Source organism: Shinella agrisoli (assembly GCF_046557955.1).
Taxonomy (GTDB): Bacteria; Pseudomonadota; Alphaproteobacteria; order Rhizobiales; family Rhizobiaceae; genus Shinella.
Genome location: NZ_JBJIEP010000006.1, coordinates 40,528 through 62,273, shown reverse-complemented (window position 1 = coordinate 62,273; position 21,746 = coordinate 40,528). Strand labels below are relative to the sequence as shown.

At 67.0% G+C, this 21,746-nt stretch carries 19 protein-coding genes; 6 read left to right on the top strand and 13 right to left on the bottom strand.

The window, feature by feature from the left end; translation table 11 throughout:
* Positions 1-48 precede the first annotated feature (48 nt).
* Entirely contained in the window at positions 49-507 is a 459-nt protein-coding gene (locus ACIIOY_RS07675) for a hypothetical protein (protein ID WP_411034054.1), read from the top strand.
* A 103-nt stretch (positions 508-610) separates the two neighbouring features.
* A complete protein-coding gene (locus ACIIOY_RS07670; protein ID WP_411034053.1) occupies positions 611-2,581 on the top strand; it encodes a protein-L-isoaspartate(D-aspartate) O-methyltransferase in 1,971 nt (656 codons plus the stop codon).
* An 11-nt stretch (positions 2,582-2,592) separates the two neighbouring features.
* Here the strand turns inward: ACIIOY_RS07670 and ACIIOY_RS07665 are convergent, their stop codons facing one another.
* On the bottom strand, positions 2,593-3,336 hold the full coding sequence (locus tag ACIIOY_RS07665) for a sulfite exporter TauE/SafE family protein (protein ID WP_411034052.1): 744 nt from the start codon (positions 3,334-3,336) through the stop codon (positions 2,593-2,595).
* Positions 3,337-3,479: 143 nt separating this feature from the next.
* On the opposite strand from ACIIOY_RS07665, the gene ACIIOY_RS07660 reads away from it, so the two are divergent.
* Positions 3,480-3,734, top strand: coding sequence for a DUF982 domain-containing protein (locus ACIIOY_RS07660; RefSeq protein ID WP_411034051.1), 255 nt, complete (start codon positions 3,480-3,482; stop codon positions 3,732-3,734).
* Here ACIIOY_RS07660 and ACIIOY_RS07655 read toward each other — a convergent pair.
* Both ACIIOY_RS07655 and ACIIOY_RS07650 read right to left on the bottom strand, forming a co-directional pair.
* Complete coding sequence (locus ACIIOY_RS07655) at positions 3,721-4,386, bottom strand: DUF6064 family protein (protein WP_411034050.1); 666 nt, start codon at positions 4,384-4,386, stop codon at positions 3,721-3,723. The two genes, ACIIOY_RS07660 and ACIIOY_RS07655, sit on opposite strands and share 14 nt — an antisense overlap.
* On the bottom strand, positions 4,386-5,297 hold the full coding sequence (locus tag ACIIOY_RS07650; RefSeq protein ID WP_411034049.1) for an aldo/keto reductase: 912 nt from the start codon (positions 5,295-5,297) through the stop codon (positions 4,386-4,388). Before ACIIOY_RS07650 ends, ACIIOY_RS07655 begins: the two co-directional genes overlap by 1 nt.
* A 365-nt stretch (positions 5,298-5,662) precedes the next feature.
* Here ACIIOY_RS07650 and aztD point away from each other — a divergent pair, with 365 nt between their 5' ends.
* Together aztD and ACIIOY_RS07640 are read left to right on the top strand one after the other, a co-directional pair.
* On the top strand, positions 5,663-6,898 hold the full coding sequence (gene aztD, locus ACIIOY_RS07645) for a zinc metallochaperone AztD (RefSeq protein WP_411034048.1): 1,236 nt from the start codon (positions 5,663-5,665) through the stop codon (positions 6,896-6,898).
* A gap of 572 nt (positions 6,899-7,470) precedes the next feature.
* Positions 7,471-8,295, top strand: coding sequence for an ABC transporter permease (locus tag ACIIOY_RS07640; RefSeq protein WP_411034047.1), 825 nt, complete (start codon positions 7,471-7,473; stop codon positions 8,293-8,295).
* A gap of 75 nt (positions 8,296-8,370) precedes the next feature.
* Here ACIIOY_RS07640 and ACIIOY_RS07635 read toward each other — a convergent pair whose 3' ends face one another.
* From ACIIOY_RS07635 to ACIIOY_RS07610, 6 genes are all read right to left on the bottom strand, one after another.
* On the bottom strand, positions 8,371-9,525 hold the full coding sequence (locus ACIIOY_RS07635) for a mandelate racemase/muconate lactonizing enzyme family protein (protein WP_411034046.1): 1,155 nt from the start codon (positions 9,523-9,525) through the stop codon (positions 8,371-8,373).
* 13 nt (positions 9,526-9,538) lie between these two features.
* Positions 9,539-10,747, bottom strand: a complete 1,209-nt coding sequence (gene manD / locus ACIIOY_RS07630) for a D-mannonate dehydratase ManD (RefSeq protein ID WP_411034045.1) — start codon at positions 10,745-10,747, stop codon at positions 9,539-9,541.
* A gap of 3 nt (positions 10,748-10,750) precedes the next feature.
* Positions 10,751-12,463 (bottom strand): ABC transporter ATP-binding protein, encoded by a 1,713-nt coding sequence (locus tag ACIIOY_RS07625; protein WP_411034044.1) that lies wholly within the window; start codon positions 12,461-12,463, stop codon positions 10,751-10,753.
* Positions 12,460-13,614: an ABC transporter permease gene (locus tag ACIIOY_RS07620; protein ID WP_411034043.1), complete on the bottom strand. Its 1,155-nt coding sequence runs from the start codon at positions 13,612-13,614 to the stop codon at positions 12,460-12,462. The genes ACIIOY_RS07625 and ACIIOY_RS07620 overlap by 4 nt, the downstream gene beginning before the upstream one ends.
* Positions 13,611-14,597 carry an ABC transporter permease gene (locus ACIIOY_RS07615; RefSeq protein ID WP_411034042.1) on the bottom strand — a complete coding sequence of 329 codons (987 nt, stop codon included), beginning with the start codon at positions 14,595-14,597 and terminating at the stop codon, positions 13,611-13,613. The genes ACIIOY_RS07620 and ACIIOY_RS07615 overlap by 4 nt, the downstream gene beginning before the upstream one ends.
* Before the next feature lie 77 nt (positions 14,598-14,674).
* Positions 14,675-16,615, bottom strand: coding sequence for an ABC transporter substrate-binding protein (locus tag ACIIOY_RS07610; RefSeq protein ID WP_411034041.1), 1,941 nt, complete (start codon positions 16,613-16,615; stop codon positions 14,675-14,677).
* 168 nt (positions 16,616-16,783) lie between these two features.
* Here ACIIOY_RS07610 and ACIIOY_RS07605 point away from each other — a divergent pair, with 168 nt between their 5' ends.
* Positions 16,784-17,482 (top strand): GntR family transcriptional regulator, encoded by a 699-nt coding sequence (locus ACIIOY_RS07605; protein WP_411034040.1) that lies wholly within the window; start codon positions 16,784-16,786, stop codon positions 17,480-17,482.
* Positions 17,483-17,505: 23 nt separating this feature from the next.
* On the opposite strand, the gene ACIIOY_RS07600 is transcribed toward ACIIOY_RS07605, so the two are convergent.
* The 4 genes from ACIIOY_RS07600 to ACIIOY_RS07585 all read right to left on the bottom strand — a co-directional run bounded on the left by ACIIOY_RS07600 (position 17,506) and on the right by ACIIOY_RS07585 (position 21,739).
* Positions 17,506-18,252 carry an SDR family NAD(P)-dependent oxidoreductase gene (locus tag ACIIOY_RS07600; protein WP_411034039.1) on the bottom strand — a complete coding sequence of 249 codons (747 nt, stop codon included), beginning with the start codon at positions 18,250-18,252 and terminating at the stop codon, positions 17,506-17,508.
* Positions 18,253-18,266: 14 nt separating this feature from the next.
* Positions 18,267-19,358, bottom strand: coding sequence for a glycerol dehydrogenase (locus ACIIOY_RS07595; RefSeq protein ID WP_411034038.1), 1,092 nt, complete (start codon positions 19,356-19,358; stop codon positions 18,267-18,269).
* Positions 19,349-20,122 (bottom strand): SDR family NAD(P)-dependent oxidoreductase, encoded by a 774-nt coding sequence (locus ACIIOY_RS07590; RefSeq protein WP_411034037.1) that lies wholly within the window; start codon positions 20,120-20,122, stop codon positions 19,349-19,351. Before ACIIOY_RS07590 ends, ACIIOY_RS07595 begins: the two co-directional genes overlap by 10 nt.
* Positions 20,123-20,236: 114 nt before the next feature.
* On the bottom strand, positions 20,237-21,739 hold the full coding sequence (locus ACIIOY_RS07585; RefSeq protein WP_411034036.1) for a xylulokinase: 1,503 nt from the start codon (positions 21,737-21,739) through the stop codon (positions 20,237-20,239).
* Positions 21,740-21,746 lie beyond the last annotated feature (7 nt).

The following is a 21,746-nucleotide window of genomic DNA, read 5'->3' as shown; positions in this document are numbered from 1 at the left end:
AAAAGAACATATCCCGCTGTGCTCTTGGGCTGTGCCGCGATGCTTTCCATGCCCGCGGCCCAGGCGAGCGAAGAACAGTTCCTGAACACCCTCGAAGGCCAGTACGAAGGCCAGGGACGCGTCAGGCTGAGGACGGACAAGGCGCCGATCGACGTCAGTTGCACGTTCAACTCGGAAACCTCGTCCGGCTCGCTCTCCCTGAACGGGCGGTGCCGCGGCCTGCTCGTGGTTTCGCGCGCCGTGGGCGCGGACCTGCAGATAAAAGGGAACACCTATCGCGGCTCCTATCTGGGAGCGGGTTCGGGCCCCGCCTCGCTTTCCGGCAAGCGCAAAGGCAACACGCTGAACCTTACGATCCGCTGGGCGAAGGAGATCAACGGCGACCGGCGCGCCAACCTCTCGGTGGCCAAGGTCGGCGACAGCGGCCTGACCCTGACGACCACCGACAAGGACCCCGCGTCCGGAAAGACCATCGTCACGAGCGAGATCGTCCTTCAGCGCAAGTAGGAAGGCCCGGCCGGCTCCGGCCAAGCCTGTTGACACCTGTCAATCGGCTTCCGGCCGGTTCGACCGGACGGGCGGCGGCCTAAAGCGCCGCAGGGAGGACCATATGCTCGATTACGAACATGCCAGGCGCCGGATGGTCGAGCGGCACCTTGCGCGCCGCGGCATCGCGGATGCGCGCGTGCTGAAGGCGATGGACGCCGTGCCGCGCGAGACCTTCGTCGAGGAGGGGTTCGAGGAATTCGCCTACGAGGATTCCCCGCTGCCGATCGCCGAGGGGCAGACCATTTCCCAGCCCTATATCGTCGCCCGCATGGCGGAAGCCGCCGAAATCGAGAAAACCGACACCGTGCTGGAGGTCGGCGCCGGCTCCGGCTACGCCGCCGCCGTGCTGAGCCATCTCGCCCGGCGGGTCTTCGCCATCGAGCGCCATGCCGCGCTCGCCGAAAGGGCCGCGGCCCGGCTGGCGGGGCTGGGGCTGCGCAACGCGGAGGTCCGCGCCGGCGACGGCACGAAAGGCTGGCCGGAAAAGGCGCCCTTCGATGCGATCCTCGTCTCCGCGGGCGGACCGGCGGCACCGGCGGCGCTGAAGGCGCAGCTGGAAATCGGCGGCCGCCTCATCATACCGGTCGGGCGGCAGGAGCGGTCGCAACGGCTGCTGCGCATCACCCGGCTCGCCGCCGACCGCTACGAGGAGGAGGACCTCGGCGGCGTCTTCTTCGTGCCGCTGGTGGGCGAAGCCGGCTGGAGCGAGCACCCCGAGGAGGCCGGTGTCCGCCTGCGGCAGCGCCTGCCCGAACGGATCGCGGACGCCGGCGAGGACCTGCCGTCCCTCGACGATCCCGCCTTCGCCGACGCCTTCGAGCGGTTCGCCGACCGCCGCGTCGTGCTGCTGGGCGAGGCCAGCCACGGCACGTCGGAATTTTACCGGGCGCGCGCCGCCGTCACGCGGCGCCTCGTGGAAAGGCACGGCTTCACCATCGTGGCGGTGGAGGCCGACTGGCCCGACGCCGCCGCGATCGACCGGTTCGTCCGCGGGCGGGAGGAGACGGGCGGGGAACCGCCTTTCCGGCGTTTCCCGACGTGGATGTGGCGCAATGGCGAGGTCGTTGCCTTCGTCACCTGGCTGCGGTCGCACAATGCGGGGCGCAGGGACGGCGCGCAAACCGGCTTTTACGGGCTCGACATCTACAACATGCGCGCCTCGATCGCCGCCGTGCTCGCCTATCTCGACGCGACCGACCCCGACGCCGCCGACGTGGCGCGCGAGCGCTACGGCTGCCTGACCCCATGGCAGAACGCGCCCGACACCTACGGGCGCGCCGTGCTCACCGCCGGCTACCGCACCTGCGAGGATGCGGTGGTCCGGCAATGCCGCGAGCTCCTTCGCCGCGCGCTCGAAAAGACCGGGGACGGCGGCGATGCGCTCTTCGACGCGGCGCAGAACGCCCGCCTGGTGGCGTCCGCCGAGCGCTACTACCGCATCATGTACTACGGCGGGGCGGACGCCTGGAACCTGCGCGACCGCCACATGTTCGAGACGCTCGACCACCTGCTCGAAAGGGCCGGGCCGCAGGGCAAGGCCGTGGTCTGGGCGCACAATTCGCATGTCGGCGACGCCCGCCACACCGACATGGGCGAGGTCCGCGGCGAGCTCAGCATCGGCCAGCTCTGCCGCGAGAAATACGGCAGCGGGGCCGCCCTGATCGGCTTCGGCACCGACAGGGGAACGGTCGCCGCGGCCACCGACTGGGACGGGGAGATGGAGATAAAGGCCGTCCGCCCGTCCCGGGAAGACAGCGTCGAGCGCTGCTTCCATCTCTCGGGCAAGAGGCGGTTCCTCCTGGATTTCGCCGGGCACCCGCCTGTCGCGGAGGCCCTCGCCGCCAGGCGGCTCGAACGCTTCATCGGCGTCATCTACCGGCCGGAGAGCGAGCTGGCGAGCCACTACGCCAATGCCGGGCTTTCAAGGCAGTTCGACGCTTATGTCTGGTTCGACGAGACCCGCGCCGTCACGCCGCTTGCCGCAAATGCGCAGAAGGATCGCATGCCGGACACCTTCCCCTTCGGGCTCTGAGCGCGCCTCCGCTAGATGAAGCGAACGGCGGCCGTACCGGTGATGACAAGCGAGACCGCGATCATCAGCGGCTTGACCGGAAGCCGGCTGACGATGAGCGCGCCGAAGGGCGCGGCAAGCACGCCGCCGATGATGAGGCCGACCGCCGACGACAGCTGCGACCAGCCGAGCGCGAGCACGAAGGTGATCGAAATGACCATCGTGACGGCGAATTCGGTGAGGTTCGTCGAGCCGATGACCTTCTTCGGATCGTGGCCGCGTCCCAGAAGGCTGCTCGTCACGATCGGCCCCCAGCCGCCGCCGCCCATCGCATCGAGCACGCCGCCCAGGCCGCCGACATAGGGCACGATCCAGTCCCGCACGTCCCGCGGCCAGGACGGGTTGAAGGCCTTGTAGAGGATGAAGAGCCCGACCGCGACCAGGTAGGCGGAGACGAACGGCTCGATCGCCTTCCCGTCGATGTTCGACAGGAGATAGGCGCCGATCGCCCCGCCGATCATGCAGGCGGGGGCGAGCCTTGCCACCAGCCGCCAGTCGACGTTGCGATGATAGGCATGGGAGAGGCCGGACGCGGCGGTGGTGAAGCACTCGGTGACGTGCGTCATGGCGCTTGCGGCCGCCGGCGGCACCCCCACCGCCAGAAGGCTCGTGGTCGTCAGCACCCCGAAGGCGAGGCCCAGCGCGCCGTCCACGACCTGCGCCAGGAAGCCGATGGCGACGAAGAGCAACAGATCGGCGGTCAGGTAGTCCGGCATGAAGGCCTCCCGGCATGTGCACGCGATCGTCTAGAAGACCGGCCCCGACCGATTGGTTCCGGCGCTTCGCCCGCCAGGCATCGTGGAACATTTTCCGCCATCCCTGATTGTAGGATTGAGGATCACGAAAGCGAGGCTTCTCCATGGAAAGCGCTCATACCTGGCAATTGCCCGTCGTGCTGGCCAACGCGCAAGCGCAGTCGTTCGTGGTGGTGCGCAGCTCCGTCGAAGCGGCCGCCTATCTCCTGCAATTCTGGCCCAAGCAGCACGGCGCCGCCTTCTACAGGGCCATCCGTGTCTGTGCCGAGGCGCTCGAGGGCGAGGTGGAGGACGAGGAGGTGCGTGACGCCTTCCTGGCCGCCGCGCACGATGCGGACATCGCGATCACCGTTCACTGAGCCGGCGCAGGGCGAGAAGGACGACCGGCACGCCCGCTGCCGAAAACGGCAGCCAGGCCTGCGGATCGCCCATGGTGTGCAGCGTCAGCCCGCTGAGCAGGAGCCACAGGAGCGGGACCGGCAGCAGCAGGAAGACGAGCCGGCCGCTCGCCGCAAGCAGGATGCCGAGCGTTGCGGCCGCGGTCGGATCCGGCGCGATGCCGAAGACCTCGGCGCCCGCCCAGGGCCGCCCGAACAGCGGCGGCACGAGCGGATAGGCGGCAAGCGCGGCGAGCGCCAGCACCGAGCCGAGCCGCGCGGCGATGTCCCGCCGATCGAAGACGAGGCCGCCCGCCGCACCGGCGGCAAGCAGCAGCGCCTGAAGCCAGAAGGCCGGCGCGGCATAGGCGATCGCCCAGTTGATCGCCGCATAGCGGTTCCACAGGAAGGAGAGGCCGACGAAGGCCCAGAGCGCGGCGAGGACCAGCGCTATCCAGAGGCCCCGCCCCTGCCGCGGACGCAGAAGCAGGAGCAGGACGATGCCGAGCCCGGCGGCGAGGGACACGGGATGCAGCGGCCAGAGGGCGGCGTTGTGCAGCTCGAACATGCGCCAGTAGACCCGCGGCGAGAAGAGCAGGAAATCCTCCGGCCGGTAGGTCCACCATTCCGACATCACAGGTCCCGGACATAGGCCGCCATCCGCTCGCGCAGGGCGGCGTCCGGAAGCGGGCCCGCGGCAGCGGCGACGTTCTCGCGCACGTGGTCGACGCGGGTTGTGGCGGGAATGGCGACGGTGACGGCCGGGTGGGCGAGGATGAACTTCAGGATGAATTGCGCCCAGCTCGCCGCGCCGATCCCGGCCGCCCAGTCCGGCAGCGCCTCGCCTTCCAGCCGGCGCGTCAGCGCGCCCTGCCGGAAGGGCCGGTTGACGATGACGGCCATGCCGCGCTCGGCGGCCAGCGGCAGCAGCCGCTCCTCCGCCTCGCGGTCGACGATGTTGTAGCTGAACTGCACGAAGTCGAGCGGCTGGCTCCGCATGATCTCCTCGAAGAGATCGTGGCGGCGCCCCTCGGAGGTGGTGATGCCGACATAGCGGACCCGTCCGTCGGCCTTCATGGCGAAAAGCGTCTCCAGATGCGCCTCCCATGCCAGGAGGTTGTGGACCTGCAGGAGATCGAAGCGCGGCACGCTCCAGAACCGGCGCGACTGCTCGATCTGCGCGGGCCCGCCCGCCGCCGAGGACGTCCAGACCTTGTCGGCGGCGAACAGCGTCCCGGGCCGGCCGAGCCGTTCCAGCCCGTGGCCTGTGACGGGCTGGGAGGAACCGTACATCGGCGAGGAATCGATCATGCGCCCGCCGGCCGCGAAGAAGGCGGCGATCACGTCGGCGCATTCGTCGCGCAGGACCGGATCGTCCCCGACATTGAAGGTGATCCAGGTGCCGAGCCCGACGGCGGGGATCGCCTCGCCGGAGGAGGGAATGAGGCGGGTCAGCGGCGCCTGCCCGGCCGCACGCCCCGGCACGGCCAGCGCCGCGACGGACGCGGCGCCTGCCTTCACGAATGCCCTGCGGGTGATGTCCATTCGTCCGCCATGTCCCGGCCATGTCCCGGCTCGGCGCCGGGCTGCAAAACAAAGGTCTCGCCGAAGCATAAGGCAGAACGGCGCATGCATGAAGGCGCTTCGCGCGCCGATCACGGCATCGTTCATGCGTGTGAGGCGGGAACGGTGCCCTGACCGGCCCGGTGGGCTGCCATGGCTATCGGGGATTGACAGCAGGCGGATAAGTAATGTTATTACGTTCATCAAACGATGAGTAACGTAATAACATATTCATTTTCACCGGCCCCCGACAATCGGCGGCTCCGGCACCCATGGCGGAAGGACGACGAAGAGCAGGCCGCCATAGCCCCCAACCCTTTGCCCATACCAGAAACGGAAGGATACCCATGACCCTCAAACCGACACGGAACCGCCTGATGGCCGCCGTCGCCGCCGGGCTCGCCCTTGCGGCATCGAGCGCCTTCGCCGACGACCACGAGACGAAGGAGGCCTGGCGGCTGTTCGTCGCCGACCACACGCAGCCCGTCGTGCGCGCCATCGACCTCGAAAGCGGCAAGGAGCTCGGCCGCTACGACGTCAAGGGCTATGCCGCGCTGACGGCCAGCGCCTCGGGCCGCACCGTCTTCGCCGCGCAGGGCGAGGCCGACGTCATCAACGCCATAAAGACGGGCATCGATTTCTCCGACCACGGCGAGCACCGCGACCTCGAGGTCTCCGATCCCGGCCTTCTGCCGGTGAGCTTCGAGGGCAAGCGGCCCGCCCATGTCGTTCCGCACGGCAACGAGGTGGTGCTGTTCTACGACCGGGGCGGCAAGGCCGAGATCGTCGACGAGGGCGCGCTGCTCGACGGCAGGCGGGAGGTGCGCGAAATCGACACGACCGCGCCGCACCACGGCGTGGCGGTGACGATGGGCCGGTTCGTGCTGGTCTCGGTTCCCGATGCCGAGGCCAAGGTGAAGCCGGACGAGCTGCCGCCGCGCGTCGGCCTGCGGGTCCTCGACGAGAAGGGGGAGCAGGTGGGCGAGGTCGCTCCCTGCACCGACCTGCACGGCGAGGCGACGTCGGCGCGGCTCGTCGCCTTCGGCTGCAAGGAGGGCGTGCTGATCGCCCGGCCGGGCGGCATCGACGGCCCGAAGCTGGAGATGCTGGCCTATCCGGACAGCCTGCCGGAGGGCTACACCGGCACGCTGCTCGGCGGCAAGGCCATGCAGTTCTTCCTCGGCAACTACGGCGAGGACAAGGTGGTGCTGATCGACCCCGACAGCGACGAGCCCTATCGCCTCGTCGAGCTTCCGACGCGCCGCGTGGACTTCACGCTCGACCCGGCCGACCCGCGCAACGCCTATATCCTCACCGAGGACGGCGACCTGCACATGCTCGACGTCATCAAGGGCGAGATCGTGCGCAAGGGCAAGGTGACGGAACCCTACAGCAAGGACGGCCATTGGCGCGATCCGCGCCCGCGGCTGGCGGTTGCGGACGGGAAGATCGCCGTCACCGACCCGCGCCACGCGCTCGTCCGCCTCGTCGATCCCGAAACGGTGAAGGAGACAGGCACGATCGCTGTCGAGGGCCAGCCCTTCGCCATCGTCGCCGTCGGGGGCTCCGGCGCATCGCATTAGACGGCGAACCCGTGATCCGGCGCCGCTGCGGCGGCGCCGGATCGCCTCCTCCGGCAGGAGATCCTGGGACGCAGGCCCCGTAGAGCGCGGCGACGAGGCTGCCGAGCACGGCGATGCCGAGCGCGTCCGACGGCATGTGCGGACTGGACGGCCGGCGAGATCGCCGCCACCTTGATCATGCCGTCCCGACGCGGCCTGCTGCCCTCCGTGCGCGTCGTGGCCGAGCAGCTGCGCGACTGACCGCCGTCAATCCAGCGGGTTGCACGGAGTTCAGACACCAATAAACCACAAACGAACCTGAAACGTAGACGGGAACCGAGTGAGAAACCGCGAGGCGCCGCGAACCGGAGATTGCCGACGTCACCGCGTCCATCTGGAAAAAAGGCCTTCTCGGCATGCATATTCCGGGCTACGGCTTTGCGTGGTTCGATACGGGCACGCCCGACAGCCCGAGACCGCCGGATTGTCGCAACGCTCCAGCATAGCCGCGGCGTCGGTTTGCTGTCTTGAGGAATGGCTTCTCGCTCAAGCCGAATTATGAGACGTGCCGAGGCATTGGGTAAGGGTAGACTGTGAGAGATTCATCGCCGGCCACAACGAATTCTTCGCCGATCGGATTCGGCATAAGAGATGCGCTGCAGCAGAAGCTGAACGTGATGCATGCGGTAATTCTGCGCGACATCCGCAGCCGTTTCTTCAATCACGGGCTGGGGTTTCTTATTGTCCCCCTTTTCCCCGTCAGCCACGTCATATTATTGCTCGGCGTGTATAGCATAGTAGGAAGGGCCGCCGTCTTCGGCGACGACCTGCTCCTCTTCTTTGCCACCGGGCTAGTTCCGGCTCTCACGTTCATGTATGTTTCCCGGTTTATGTCAATATCGTTGCTGGCAAACAAATCGATGATGGCTTTCCCTGTTGTGAGGCTGCTCGACATAGTCCTTGCAAGGGCCTTCTTGGAAATCATGGGCATCGTGATCTCGCTTTTCATCATGTTCGTTTTCCTGGTTTCATTCGGAACGAACCCATACCCCACGAATCCATCGCAAGCACTGGAGGCTTTTTTATACACGATAGTCTTAGCGCTTGGCCTTGGCATTATTGCAAGCGTAATATCTAGCATAGCACCTGTATTTTCCATGATATACAGCTTATCCATGATAGTTTTTTATCTCTCTTCAGGAGCTCCTATATATTTGTATTCTTTTCCAGAGCAGCTCGTGCATGCTTGCGCATGGAATCCACTGTTCCATTCGGTTCAATGGATAAGATCGGCATATTATCTCGGATACCCTACACAAGACATCGACAAGACCTATCTTATCGGCTTTTCAATCGTGTCGGTTGCACTGGGACTATTTCTTGAGCGGATACTGCGCCCATATATATTAAACAAATAAACCTCCATGGCTCCATCTGGACGGGTTCCTCCTGTCCGCATATCGGCCGCACCGACGTGCGCAGCATCAGAGCGGCTACCAGTTCGTCACGGAACCGTCGCGGCGCTTCAGGTGCGGCGCTTCCCAGAACGCGAAGCTCTGCCTGGCGATCAGCGCCTCGTTGACCTCGATGCCGAGGCCCGGCGCGTCGGGAACCGGGTAGTGCGCCCCTTCCAGCCGCGGCTGGACGGGGAAGAACTCCGAATTGTCGAAGCCGAGATGGGTCTCGGCCGGGCTGCTGCGGGTTTCCAGCCAGGAAAAGTTCGGCACTGCGGCCGAGAAATGGATCGTCGCCGCCGTGCAGACCGGGCCGAGCGGGTTGTGCGGCATCATGTCGACGTAATGGGCCTCGCTCCAGGCCGCGACCTTCATGCTCTCCGTCAACCCTCCGACATTGCAGACATCGATGCGGTTGAACTGGTGGATGTCCCGTTCGATGTAGGGAATGAACTGCCATTTGGAGGAGAACTCCTCGCCGATGGCGAAGGGAACGTCCGTCAGCCGGCGCAAGGCCTCGTATGAGGAGGGAGATTCGTCGCGGATGGGCTCCTCGAGGAAATCGAGCGTGCCGGACGGCATCTTCTGGCAGAAGCTCGCGGCCTCGGCCACCGTCAGGCGATGGTGATAGTCGATGCCGAGCACGACGTCGCCGCCGAGCGCCTCGCGCGCCTTCACGCACCATTTCGCGGTCGTGGCGATATGCTCGCGCGGCTCGTAGACGTCCTTCATCTCATGGCCCGACGGGGACAGGCGCATCGCCGTCCAGCCGTGCTCGACCAGCATCCGCGCCTGCTCGATCATCGCCGGCCCCGGTTCGGCGAAGGTGGTCGCGAAGGTGGGGATGCGGTCGCGCTGCTTGCCGCCCAGCAATTCATGGACCGGCACGCCCAGCGCCTTGCCCTTGATGTCGTGCAGCGCGATGTCGATGGCCGAGATCGCCGCCTGGAGGACGCGGCCGCCCTCGAAATACTGGCTGCGGTACATCTCCTGCCATAGCGCGCCGATCCGGAACGGATCGCGCCCGCGCAGGAATTCGGCATAGTGCTCGATCGCGCCGACGACGGCCTTTTCCCGGCCGGACAGGCCGCTCTCGCCCCATCCGAAAATGCCCTCGTCGGTCTCGACCTTCACGAGCAGCTGGTTGCGGATGCCGACCTTGACGGCATAGCTCTTGATCGCGGTGATCTTCATCTGGTCCCCCGGTTCACCAGTGCCACAGCGTGCCGTCTTCCAGACGGTTCACCGGCAGATAGGCACGCTGGTATGGATATTTTTCCGCAAGCGCCTCATCGATATCGACGCCGTGGCCGGGCGCCTCGCCCGGATGCAGGTAGCCGTCGGAAAGGCTCCAGGCGCTAGGAAACACGTCGAGGATTTCCGGCAGGTAGCCGGAATATTCCTGGATGCCGAAATTGGGGACCCAGAGGTCGAGATGCAGGTTGGCGCCGAGGCAGACCGGCGACATGTCCATGGCCCCGTGGCAGGCGGTACGCACATTGTAGACGCCGGCGAAATCCATGACGCGGCGGAGCGCCGTGACGCCGCCGGCATGCACCGCGGTCATGCGGATATAGTCGATGAGCTGCTCCTCGATCAGAAGGCGCGCATCCCAGATCGTGTTGAACACCTCGCCGACGGCAAGCGGCGTCGTCGTGTGCTTGCGCACCAGCCGGAACCCCTCCTGATGCTCGGCGGCCACCGTGTCTTCCAGCCAGAAGAGGCGGGCGGGCTCGAGGTCCTTGCCGAGGCGGGCGGCCTCGATCGGCGTCAGGCGGTGATGGGTGTCGTGCAGCAGCTCGACGTCCCAGCCGTGCGCCTCGCGGACGGCCTCGAACAGCTTCGGGATCTGGCGCAGGTACTTCGAGGTCGACCAGACCTCCTCATGCGGCACCGCGTCGTCGGCCGCGTTGTTGGTGACGGACTTCCTGCCGGTGCCGTAGACGTCCGGAAGGCCCGGGATGCCGACCTGCACGCGGATCGCCCTGTAGCCCTCCTCGATGCGCCTGCCGACGGCCTCCACGGCCTCGGCGATGTCGGTCCCCTGGGCGTGGGTGTAGCAGAGCACCTTCTCGCGGCTCGCCCCGCCGAGAAGCTGGTAGAGCGGCATGCCGGCGGCCTTGGCCTTGATGTCCCACAGCGCCGTGTCGATGCCGGCGATCGCCGCCATGGTCACCGGGCCGCGGCGCCAATAGGCTCCCTTGTAGAAATATTGCCAGATGTCCTCGATGCGCGCGGGATCGCGGCCGATCAGCAGCGGCACGAGATGGTCCCGGAGATAGGCGACGACCGCCTTTTCGCGGCCGTTGAGCGTCGCGTCGCCGACACCTGTAAGCCCCTCGTCGGTGAAGACCTTGACGGTGACGAAATTGCGCCCCGGCGAGCAGACGATGATTTTGACGTCGGTGATTTTCATGACTTATCCGATGGCTGAAATGGAGCGTGCGGGATCGTAGCGGAAGCGCTTGTGGATGCGCCTGTCGCGCGGGTCGGGATGCGGGATGGCCGAGAGCAGCGCGCGCGTATAATCGTGCTGCGGCTGGTTGACGACCTGGTCGGTGTCGCCCGTCTCGACGATCCTGCCGCGGTACATGACCGCGACGCGGTCGCACATGTAGCGGACCACCGACATGTCGTGGGAGATGAAGACGTAGGAGAGGCCGAGCTGGTCCTGCAGGCCCATCATCAGGTCCAGCATCTGCGAGCGCAGCGACACGTCGAGCGCCGAGGTGGCCTCGTCGGCGATGATGAGGCGCGGCCTCACCGCGATCGCCCGGGCGATGCCAATGCGCTGGCGCTGGCCGCCGGAGAAGGCGTGCGGATAGCGCTCCCGCCAGGCGGGGTCGAGGCCGACCTGCCGCATCAGCTCGGCGACGCGGTCCTCGGCCTCCCTGCCCTGCACGCCGGCGAGCTTCAGGGGCTCGGCGATGATCTGGCCGACCGTCTTGCGGGGGCTGAGCGAACCCACCGGGTCCTGGAAGATCATGCGGACCTCGCGGCGGATGTCCTTCAGCGCCGCCTTTTCGGCGGTGCGGATATCCACTGTGCTGCCGTCGGCGCGGCGATAGTCCATCACGCCGGCCTGCGGCTCGTAGATGCGCAGCAGGCAGCGGCCCATGGTCGTCTTGCCCGAGCCGGACTCCCCGACGATGCCGAGCGTCTCGCCCGGCCGCACGGCGAGCGACACGTCGTCCACCGCCTTGAGGCCCGAAGGGAAGGTCAGCGACAGGTTCTTCACGTCGAGCAGCGGCGCGGCCTCGGCCGGGATCGGCGGGCGGGCGAGGCGCACCTCCGCCTTCTTCTCCAGCCTGACGACCGAGCCGATCAGCCGGCGGGTGTAATCGTCCTCGGGGGCATGGAAGATCTGCTCGACCGGCCCCCTCTCCATCACCTTGCCGCGATACATCACCAGCACTTCGTCGGCGATCTCGGCGACGACGCCCATGTCGTGCGTGATGAACAGCACGGCCATGCCGTGGCTCTGCTGCAGCCTCCTGATGAGGTCCAGGATTTCGGCCTGGGTCGTGACGTCCAGCGCGGTGGTCGGCTCGTCGGCGATGAGGACCGAAGGATTGCAGGCGAGCGCCATGGCGATCATCACGCGCTGGCGCATGCCGCCGGAGAACTCGAACGTATAGCGGTCGATCGCCGTCTCGGGCCGCGGAATCTCCACCTGCCTGAGCAGTTCGAGGACGCGGGCGCGCTGCTCCTTCTTCGGCGTGCCGAAATGGATGCGCAGCGCCTCGCCGATCTGCGTGCCGATGCGGTGCACCGGCGACAGCGAGCTCATCGGCTCCTGGAAGATCATGGCGATCTCCCTGCCGCGCACCGAGCGGATCTCCCTGCCGCGCGGATCGAGCTTCGCAAGGTCGCTCACCGTGCCGTCGGCGCGGGTGAGCTCGATCGACCCGCCCTCGATGCGGCCGGGCCGGTCGACGATCTGCAGGATCGAGCGTGCCGTCACCGACTTGCCCGAGCCCGATTCGCCGACGACGCAGAGCGTCCTGCCGCGCTTCAGCGCGAAGGACACGCCGTCCACGGCCTTGAAGATGCCGGTGCGGGTCGGGAAGTAGGTCCTGAGGTCCTCGACCTTGAGGATCGTGTCGCCGGACGTCTTTGGCGTCATGCTCATGATACCGATTCGTAGGGGTCCGCGGCGTCGCGCAGGCCGTCGCCGAGGAAGTTGAGGGAAAGCACCGAGATGACGATCGCGGCGGCCGGCGTGAAGAGAAGCCAGGGCGCCTGCGCCACCGCGCGGATGTTCTGCGCCTCCTGCAGGAGCACGCCCCAGGAGATGATGGGCGGCTGGAGGCCGATGCCGAGGAAGGAGAGCGCCGTCTCGGCAAGGATCATCGAGGGGATCGCCAGCGTCAGCGTCGCGATGATGTGGCTCATGAAGGACGGCACGAGATGGCTGAAGATGATGCCGATCTCGCTCATGCCGTCGAGCCTTGCGGCGATGACGAAGTCCTCGTTGCGCAGCGACAGGAACTTGCCGCGCACCTCGCGCGCAAGGCTCGTCCAGCCGATCAGCGAAACGATCAGCGTGATGATGAAATAGGTCCGGAGCGGCGGCCAGCCGACCGGGATCGCCGCGGCAAGCCCCATCCACAGCGGAATGGTCGGGATGGACCGCAAGAGCTCGATGGCGCGCTGGATGCCGAGATCGAGCCAGCCGCCGAAGAAGCCCGATATGCCGCCGATCGTCACGCCGAGAACGAGGCTCATGAAGACGCCGACGAGGCCGATGGACAGCGAGATCTTGGCGCCGTGGACGACGCGCGAGAAGATGTCGCGGCCGAGGCGGTCGGCGCCGAAGACGTAGAGGCTGTCGCCGGGCTTCGGGTCGACGAGGCCGAAGAGCTTCGTGCGCATCGGGATGAAGCCGAGCAGCTCGTAGGGCTGCGGGGCCGGCACGAAGAAGCCGACGGCGACCGGCCTTTCCGGGTCCGGCTCGAATTCGCGGCGCATGGACTGCGTGTTCAGCGTCATCTTGAGCTGGTTCACGTGCGGCTGGAACGAACCGTCGCGGATCAGCGACAGGCCCTGCGGCGGCGCATAGGTGAAGCGCGCATTGGTGGCGTTCGGATCGAACGGCGCGATGAAGTCGGCGAACGCCGCCACGAGATACATGAAGACGATCACGACCAGGCTGACGAGGGCGATCCTGTGCTTCTTGAACTTGAGCCAGAACAGGCGCCACTGGCCGGCGACGGCGATGTCCTTGCCGCGCAGGTCGAGCGAGGGGCCGGTTTCGGGCGGGAGGTTGGTGATGTCTGTCATTGGAACCGGATCCGCGGGTCGGCGATGGCGAGCAGGATGTCCGAGATCAGGGTGCCGATGATGGTGAGCACCGAGATCAGCAGGATGAGCGAGCCGGCGAGGTACATGTCCTGCGCCAGCAGCGCGCGCAGCAGGAGCGGCCCCGTGGTGGGCAGGCTCATGACCACCGAGACGATGATCTCGCCCGAGATGACCGCCGGCAGGATCCAGCCGAGCGTCGAGATCAGCGGGTTGAGCGCAAGCCGGACCGGATAGCGGATCAGCAGCTCGAATTCCGACATGCCCTTGGCGCGCGCGGTGGTGACGTAGGGCTTGGAGAGCTCGTCGAGCAGGTTGGCGCGCATGATGCGCACCAGCGCGGCGAGCGAGCCGAGGCCGATGACGACGACCGGCAGCCAGACGTGCTTGGCGAAGTCGACCAGCTTGCCGAAGCTCCAGGGCGCATCGACATAGTCCGGCGAGAACAGGCCGCCGACGCTCTGGCCGAACCAGGCGGACATGATGTACATGGCCGACAGCGCCATCAGGAAATCCGGCACCGCCAGAAAGAAGAAGGCGAGGAACGTCGCGGTGTAGTCGGATATGGAATATTGCCGGACCGCCGACAGGATGCCGATCGGAATGGCGATCGCCCAGACGAAGCACAGCGTCAGCACCGACAGGAGCAGCGAAAAGCCGAGCCGGTTCCAGATGAGCTCGGTCACGGGCTTGCCGAGCTCGAACGAGATGCCGAAATCGCCCCGGGTGAGGATGCCCCAGATCCACTTGTAGTATTGATAATAGACCGGCTGGTCGAGGCCGTAGCGCTCGCGCATGGCGGCGACCGTGCCGGCTTCCACCGCGCCGCCCTGGCTTGCCCAGTCGGCCATCAGGGTCGTCAGGTAGTCGCCCGGCGGAAGCTGGATGATGACGAAGGCGACGATGGAGACGGCAAACAGTGTCGGTATCGCGAACACAAGCCGCTTGATGAGGAAACGGAGCATGGATCTCGCCGCTCGATTGCGATCGCGGGGGCGGCCGGCGGCGGCATTCGCGCCGCCGCCGGCCTTCGGGAGGAGCCTCAGTCGGCCGGCTTGTCGAAGTACCACTGGGTCAGCGTCGGCGCCGGGTGCCAGAGGTTGCCGGTGATCGGGATGCCGTCCACGACGTTCTTCAGGGTCTTCGCGGCCATCATGTATTTCGGCATGGGCCGGGAAATGCCGATGTTCAGGAAGTTCTCGGCCGACAGCGAGAGGAACTCCTTCATCCTTTCGCGGCGGTCGTCGTCGGTGACGGCGGCATTGACCTTGTCGTAGGCCGCCATCAGCGCCTTGATCTCCTCCGGCGGCTCCTCTCCCGTGGCGGGGTTGGCATACCACTCGGCCCAGCGCATGGCGAAGAAGATGTCCGCCTTCTGGAACGGCATGTAGCAGCGCGGGTCGGTGTAGACTTCCGAAAGGCCGCCGACGCAGTTCCAGATATAGGCGTCCTGCTCGTTGGCCGCCCACATCGTGTTCAGGCGGGCGCGGTCGGTGGTGCGCAGCTGGATGTCGATGCCGACGTCCCGGGCATATTGCTGCACCATCTGCATGACGTCCGGATAGGACAGGCCGAAGACGTCGGCCACCATGAAGTTGATGGTGAAGCGCTTGCCGTTCTCGTCGAGGCGGAAGCCTTCGGCATCCTTCTCGGGCATGATCGCGTCGAGGATCTCGCTCGCGCGCTTCGGATCGTACTCGGTATATTGCGTGGCTTCGCGCTCGTTGAAGAGCTCGTGCTCCGGCTGGACGGCGACCTGCGCCGGCGCGCCCTGCCCGACATAGACGAGATCGATGATCTCCTGGCGGTTGATGGCATGGCTGAGCGCGATACGGAAATCCTTGTTCTGGAAGACCTTGCGCTTCACCGGATCGGTGGAGTTGAGGTTGAGCAGGATGACGGCGTCGTTGGCCGGCAGGTCCTTGACGTCGACGAACCGGTAGTTGCCCGTCTCCTGGCCGTCGAACAGGACCGACTTGAATGTGGCGTTGTTGATGTGGCGGAAGGCGAAGTCGAACTCGCCGGACGTCATCTTCAGCGCCATGAGCTGCGGATCGTCGAGCTTCGCCCAGGTGATGCCGTCGATATAGGGAAGCTGGTTGCCCTCCGGATCGACCTTCCAGTAGTAGGGGTTGCGGGTCGCCACCACGCGGTCGCTGTCGGCATAGGGCACCGTCAGGACCCAGGGGTTCAGGGTCGGCAGCTCCAGGTTCTGCCAGTAGGGCGGCTGGAAGGTGAGCGAGACCTTGGAATTGAACAGCGCCACCCAGTCGCCCGCCGCCGGGTTGGCCTTCAGCAGCGCCGGAATGCCGTCCTTGTTGTACTTCTCGTGGAACTGCTTGAGGTAGTGCTTGGGATAGATGACCGGCAGATGGCCCTGGCCGTAGGCGAGCTGCTGAAGGAAGAGCCCATAGGCAGACTCGAACCTGAACTCGACGGTAAGGTCATCGATCCTCGTGACCTTGACCGGCTTGCCGGCCACCGTGAACGTGGGGTTCTTGGCCGGCGAGAGCGCGTCGTTCATGAACACGTCCTCGTACCAGAACATGATGTCGTCGGCGGTGAACGGCTGGCCGTCGCTCCATTTGAGGCCCTTGCGGAGCTTGAACGTGTAGGTCGTCGCGTCGTCGGATGCCGTGAAGGACTCGGCCAGCGAGGGCACGATCGTCTTCCACTGCGGATCCCAGCGGACCAGGAGCTCGTTGGCGATGGTGCGGGTCAGGTTGTACTGGTCGCCGTTGGCGAGGATCGTCGTGCGCAGCGTGCCGCCATATTTGCCGACCCCCTCGACCATCGTCTCGACAAAGGGCTTTTCCGGAAGCCGCTCGGCGACGGCCGGCAGGGCGCCGCCCTGCACCCGCTCGTCGAGCATCGGCGACTGCCTGTAGTCGGCCGCCAGGGCCGGAACCGCCGTCCCGGCGAGCGTGATCGCCATGAGCCCCGTCGACAGGACGAGGCCACGCAGCCTGTGCTGGTAACCCATTCTCTCCTCCTTCGCCCGGCCTCCCGCCGGGCTCCTCCTGAATGCAGCCTTGCCGGCCCTTGTGTTGGACGAAAGCTTTCAGATCGTACATTCTTTGTCAACATCAGTGTATGAATTTAAGCGCTTTGCTCTTGGCAAGCGGGTCGAAAGTGCTTTACAAGCAAGACCATGCGCACGATCAGCACCATCCGGCAGGCGGCTTCAGAGGCCGACGATCTGGCTGAGGACAGCGGCTCCTCGGTCTACGAGCGCCTGCGCGACGACATCATCCACGGCCGCGTCAAGGCCAACGAGCGGTTGAAGGTGGCCGAGCTCGCGAGCCGGATGGGAACGTCGACCAATCCCATTCGCGAGGCGTTGCAGCAGTTGCGCGGCGAAGGCTTCGTCATCATGACGCCCAATCGCGGCGCGCGCGTCAGGCCGATCGACGAGGAATTCGTCCGCGACATCTGCGAGATCGAGGTGCTGATCGAGCCGGCGCTGACCCGCTGGTTCGTGGGCATCGTCACGAAGGCGGAGATCGAGGAGCTGGAGCGCCTTCAGGCGGAGATCGAGGCGCTGAACTTCGGCGACGAGATGAAGCATTCCAATCTCGACCTGCAGTTCCACCGCCTGATGTACGACCGGCACTACAACCGCCATGCGGTCGACCTGTGGGTCCGCCACCGCCAGATCCTGTGGGCCATCAGCCGCGGCTTCCCGACCTCCCTCAGCCGCCAGGCGAACGTGCTGGAAGAGCACCGCGAGCTGATCGCCTGCATCAAGGCGCAGGATGCCGACGGCGCGGCCCGCGTCATCGGCCGCCATGTCGAGGGATCGGGGCGGCACATCATCGAGCGGATGCGGCTCGACAGGCGGAACCCCTGACCGCCCGCCTGCGGGCGCGGTTTTCAGCCGACGTGGTAGCCGCCGTCCACCGGCAGGGTCGCGCCGGTGACGAAGCCTGCTGCCGGCGAGGCGAGGAAGAGAACGGGGCCGACGAGGTCTTCGCTCGTGCCCCAGCGCTTCAGCGCGGAGCGGTCGCTGATCTTCCGCTCGCTCTCCGGAACGGACCAGAGCGCCTTCGTCATGTCGGTGCGGTGATAGCCCGGCGCGATCGCGTTCACGCGCACGCCGTCGCGGCCATACTTGTGGGCGAGCACGCGCGTGAGACCGACGATGCCCGTCTTGCTTGCCGTATAGGCCGGCACCGTCTCGTCGGCGAGATAGCTCAGCATGGAGGCGACGTTGACGATGCTGCCGCCGCTCGCCTTCAGGAGCGGAAAGGCTTCGCGCGCAAGGCGCATGGCGCTCGAGAGGTTGATGTCCATGACGTCCATGAACGTCTCCTCCTCCCATTCCGCGTCCGGCCGCGCGACGCCCTGGCAGTTGACGAGCACGTCCAGCCGGCCGAGCCCGGCGAAGAAGGCGGCGACGGCTTGCCTGTCGCGGACGTCGAGACGCCGGAACGCAAGGCCCGCGCCCTCCTCGGCCCGCGCCGCCGCCAGCCGGCTTTCCGAGCTCCCCGTCGCGATCACGCGCGCGCCGGCCCCGGCGAAACCCTTGGCGATCGACAGGCCGATGCCGCTGGTCCCGCCCGAGACGACAACCGTCTTGCCGGCGAAGATCCCGGCCCTGAACGCATCCGCTTCCTGCATCTTTCCCTCCGTCTTCACACCAGCGCCGCGAGCGCCCGCACGACCATGTCCTCGCGGACGGGCATCGGCTCGTTGTGGATGATCTCGCCCGCGCGGCAGGCGCGTCCCGCCACGACCGCCAGTTTCTCCGGCGTCGCTTCCGCAATGCCTATGTCGGCCAGCCGCGCCGGCAGGCGGACGGACCGGCAGAACGCGCGCACGCGCTCGAATTCGTCCTCCAGCCCGTGCAGCTTGAGGCCGGCCAGCACGCCGATCGCCACCTTCTCGCCGTGCAGGTGATGATGCACGTCGTCGAGCTCGCACAGCCCGTGGTGGATCGCGTGGGCCGCCGCCACCCCGCCCGATTCGAAGCCGATGCCGGAAAGCAGGATGTTCGCCTCGACCACCCGCTCCAGCGCGGGGCCTGCGGCGCCGGCGTCGCATTCGGCAAGCGCCTCGGCCCCGAACGCGAAGATCGTGTCGCGGCAGAAGCGCGCCACCTCATAGGCGAGCGGGACGCCGGGCATCCTCATGCAGTTGAAGGCGCCGCTCCGCCGGCAGGATTCCGCCTCGTACCAGGTGGCGAGCGCATCCCCGATGCCGGCGGCGAGGAAGCGCGCGGGGGCCCGCGCGATGAGGGCGGTGTCCACCAGGACGAGGTCCGGATTGCGCGGCAGGAACGTGTCGTAGGCGACCGTGCCGTCCTCGTTGTAGACCACGGCCAGCGCGCTGCACGGCGCGTCGGAGGCCGCGATCGTCGGGAAGACGATGACCGGCAGCGCCGCATCGCGGGCCGCCGCCTTCGCCGTGTCGAGCGCCTTGCCGCCGCCGGCGCCGACGATGACCGAGGCGCCCGCGGCCTGCGCGGCGGCGCCAAGGGCCGCGATCGCCCCTTGCGAGCATTCGCCGCCATGGCGCACGATCTCGACCGCGGGCCCCTCCGCGAAGGCGGCCTCCACATCGGCCTTCAAGAGATCGAAGACACCGTTGTCGAGCAGCACAATCGCCCTCTCGCCGAAAGCCTTCGCCTCGGCGCCGAGCCGTGCGATGACACCGGGTCCCTGGATATAGCGTCCCGGGAAACGGGCACCGCGCACGACATTCGCCCCGTCCGCCTTCACCAGCATATGTAGCCTCCGTCGGCGAGCACGATGGAGCCCGTCATGAGGCTTGAAGCGTCGCTTGCCAGGAACAGGATGACGGATGCGACCTCGTCGGTGCGCCCGAGCCGGTTCATCGGCGTGCCCCCGACCCAATGGCGGTACATCTCCTCGTTCTCGTAGACGTACCTGTTCATCTCGGTGTCGATATAGGTCGGCGCGACGGCATTGACGCGAACGCCCCGCGCGCCCCATTCGGCGGCAAGCGACCTCGTCAGGTGATGCACCGCCGCCTTGGAGGCATTGTAGTTCGCCTGCTCCTGCGGCCGGTTGACGATGAAGCCGGACATGGAGCCGACATTGACGATCGCGCCGCCGCCCTGCCGGAGCATCGTGCTGCCGAAGGCCCGGCAGCACCAGAAGACGCCGTTCAGGTTGACGTCGATCACCTTGTTCCAGACCTCGTCCGCCATCGTTTCGGCCGGATGGTTGGAGATGGCGATGCCCGCATTGTTGACGAGCACGTCGACGCGGCCGTGGCGCGCGAGGATGGCATCGTGCGCCGCCTCGACCGCCTTTGCGTCGGTGACGTCGAGCACCGCGCTGTCGACCGGAAGGCCCTTGGCCTTCAAGCCTTCCGTCGCGGCGGAGAGGAGCTCGGGGTTCATGTCGGTGAGCACGACGGTCGCGCCGGCTTCGGCCAGCGCCTCGACGGCCGCAAGGCCGATGCCGCGCGCGGCACCCGTGACGACGGCGATCTTGCCGGTGAGCTTGAACTTGTCGAGATACATGTCAGGCGATCCTCGCAACGGACAGGGAGTTGAGGGAACTGGAAGGAAGCGGCGCCGGCGTGGCGGGAAGATCGTGCGGACCGGCAACCCTGCCGGAAAGAGCGGCCTTGCAGCTCATGACGGCAACCCGTCGAGATCGTCGTAGAGCGACTGGCTGTGGAAATAGAGCTTCTCGAAGAAGGCCTGCATCGGGCGGTAGGTCTCCGCCCAGGCAGGATCCGGCAGGATCTCCTCGGCATAGGAGACATAGGCGGCGGCAGCGTCCTCGACACGGGAGTAAAGGCCGGTCGCCGCGGCCGCCATCGCCGCGCAGCCGACGATGCCGCACTCCGCCTCGCTCGGGACGAGGATCGGGATGCCGTAGACGCTCGCCTTGATCTTCAGCCAGAGCCGCGTCCTCGCCCCGCCGCCGGACGCGATGACGCGCTCGATAGGCGCGCCGGAGATGCGGTCGAGGATGTCGATATGCCGCTTGACGGCGAAGGCGACGCCTTCGAGGACCGCCCGGTGCATATGGGCGAGCCCGTGCGCGGCGCCGATGCCGAAATACTGCGCCCGCGCATTGCGGTGCTCGCCCAGCCGCTCGCCGGCAAGATAGGGCATGAAGAAGAGGCGTTCGGCGCCGGCCGGCGCCTCGGCCGCCTTGGCGACGATCTCCTCGTAGCTCGCCTGCTTCCCGTGGAAGGCGCGCCGCGCCCAGCGCATGGCGTCGCCGCCCGATTCGAGCAGCATGAAGGCGCCCCAGTTGCCCTCGACCGTGCCGACATTCGACACGGCCGCGTCGAGCAGCGGCTTTTCGGCGATCGCCGTGATGATCGCGGAGGTTCCCATCACCTCCGAGCCGATGCCGGGCCGGCAGACGCCGGAGCCGAGCAGGGCGACCGGATAGTCGGCGCCGCCGACCAGCACCGGCGTTCCCTCGGCAAGGCCCGTCTCGCGCGCGGCGGCCGCCGTGACGGGGCCGAGGATCTCGACGGGATTGCGCAAGGGTGCGAGCTTTTCCCTTTCCAGCCCGAGCAGGCCGAGCATCCGGTCGGACCATTCGCCGCTGCGCGGGTCCATCAGGAAGCTCGCGCCGCCATCCGTGCGGTCCATGGCGATGCGGCCGGTGAGCTTGAGGTTGATCCAGTCCTTCGGCATCAGCACGGCCGCCGTCCGCCGCCAGGCATCCGGGTCCCGGTCGCGCAGCCATTGCAGCTTGAAGCCCGGCCAGGCCGGCGTCGCCGGATTGGCGCTGTCGGCAAGATAGGTCTCGGGCCGGTGCGCCTTCTCGAAGGCCTCGACATGGGCGACGGTGCGCTTGTCGTTCCAGAGCGGCGCCGTATCGCGGGTGAGGTTCCCGCGGTCGTCCACGAGGACCGTGCCGTGCATCTGCCCGCAGGCGGACACCGCCGAAATGCGGCGGCGCGCGTCCGGCTCCCTGCCGAGGACCTCGCGGATGGCGGCGGCGACGCCGGCCCACCAGTCGGCCGGCCGCTGCTCGGACCAGCCGAATTGCGGCACGATCTGCTCGTGCTCGCGCGCGGCGATGACGAGGATCCTGCCGCGTGCGTCGACGAGGGCCGCCCGCACGCTGCCGGTCCCGACGTCGATCGTGAGAAAAAGGTCTTGCGCCATCGGTATG